2 protein-coding genes and 2 pseudogenes are annotated in these 1,305 nt (G+C 36.0%); 1 reads left to right on the top strand and 3 read right to left on the bottom strand.

All coding sequences use genetic code 11. The annotated features are described in order from the left end of the window. Positions 1 to 121, top strand: a pseudogene (gene ppnK, locus ABES52_RS11520) (NAD kinase); the annotation flags it as partial. Positions 122 to 183: 62 nt separating this feature from the next. Here the strand turns inward: ppnK and ABES52_RS11515 are convergent. The 3 genes and pseudogenes from ABES52_RS11515 to ABES52_RS11505 form a co-directional block, all read right to left on the bottom strand. Continuing rightward, the gene (locus ABES52_RS11515) at positions 184 to 342 is read right to left on the bottom strand and encodes a transposase (protein WP_429651301.1); all 159 of its coding nucleotides are present in this window, start codon (positions 340 to 342) and stop codon (positions 184 to 186) included. A 37-nt stretch (positions 343 to 379) separates the two neighbouring features. Continuing rightward, positions 380 to 493: pseudogene (locus ABES52_RS11510) on the bottom strand (transposase); the annotation flags it as partial. A 138-nt stretch (positions 494 to 631) separates the two neighbouring features. Beyond that, a complete protein-coding gene (locus ABES52_RS11505) occupies positions 632 to 1,159 on the bottom strand; it encodes a transposase family protein (RefSeq protein ID WP_429651300.1) in 528 nt (175 codons plus the stop codon). Positions 1,160 to 1,305 lie beyond the last annotated feature (146 nt).

Here is a 1,305-nt window from a genome sequence, read left to right as displayed (position 1 = left end):
TAATGAAGCCTTAAGCTTGCAACATGTGGAACATGTAGAAATCAAGTTAAGCGACAAAAAAATTAAAACTGTAAAACTGAAAGATAACTCGTTCTGGGAAAAAGTGAAACGGATATTTATGGCTCTCTGTCAATTGTGGTGGTGTAAATATTTCCAATACTCTCTCTTTGGAAGGAATGCAGGTTAACCTGCATTCCTTCTGACAAGTTGACGCCACAATATCTTTTTTCGTAATCGCTGAAAGCTTTTAATTCCATAAGAGATTCGTTTGATTACCTTGGTTGTATTATTTACACCTTCAATATAACCATTGTTAAATGGATACATGAAGGATTGTAAAATCTCTTGTTTCCATCTCTTAAATGTTTGAACGACTTTTCTAAATGCGAATACGTTGTTCTTTATATAATTTATGTTGCACTTCTCGTCTTACTTGATCAAACGCCCAATAAGCTTGTCTCATAAAATGAAACCGATCCGCAATAATAAGAGGATTCCCTAATTGTCTTTAAACTACTTTCTTAAATGACTTGGATAAATCCATTTCTACGATCTGTACATTTCCTGTGTCACATTGTTTTAAATAGGTTTCAATCGTTTTTACACATCGGTCTGGCAGCCATCCAATATTTCACGATTTTCTACATCGACAATAATCGTTTGATATTTTTAATCCTCCTGCATCACCCTTAAATTCATCAATGGTAATCGCACGTGGAAGTACCTTTTTGACAGGGATGGATCGTGTATCGAACATTCTTAATATTCGGTTTGTACTCACCCCCGCTAGCATTCCAGCATGTTTAAAGGACATTTCTGCACATAAACATAATGCCTCCTGAGCCAGCATGAGCGTGTGACGTTGATATCGATCCACAAACGAAAGCTTTTCATAAAAAATATGACCACATGTTGTACAACGATATCTTCGCTTCTTCACATGTAAGTACACTCTTTTTCCCGCCACTAATGAACTCTGTACTTTTTGCATTCGATAGCTATGGATGCGTTTTGTACGGCTTTTACACTTCGGACATTTCTGCATTTTCACACGTGTATGTAATTCAAACCAAAATACGCCTTGTTCTTCCCCTGAATCAAAAATCTCTACATGCTTATCTTTAATTCCTAATAAGTTTATGATAGAATGAGTAAGCACCTATCTTCTCTCCCTCTTTGATGTCTTTTGTGTCGCAACTTTAGATTATCAAAGAGAGAGAAGAAGGTGTTATTTTTTTATCATTTTTTGCGGATTATCTGAACCCTTGAGATGATAAGCATGACCACCACATTTAGTGTAGAGCC

Origin of the sequence: Aeribacillus pallidus (genome assembly GCF_050478865.1) — a bacterium.
GTDB lineage: Bacteria > Bacillota > Bacilli > Bacillales > JACDOC01 > JACDOC01.
The sequence above is the reverse complement of the archived record's forward strand: the minus strand, read 5'-3'. Positions and strand labels throughout refer to the sequence as shown.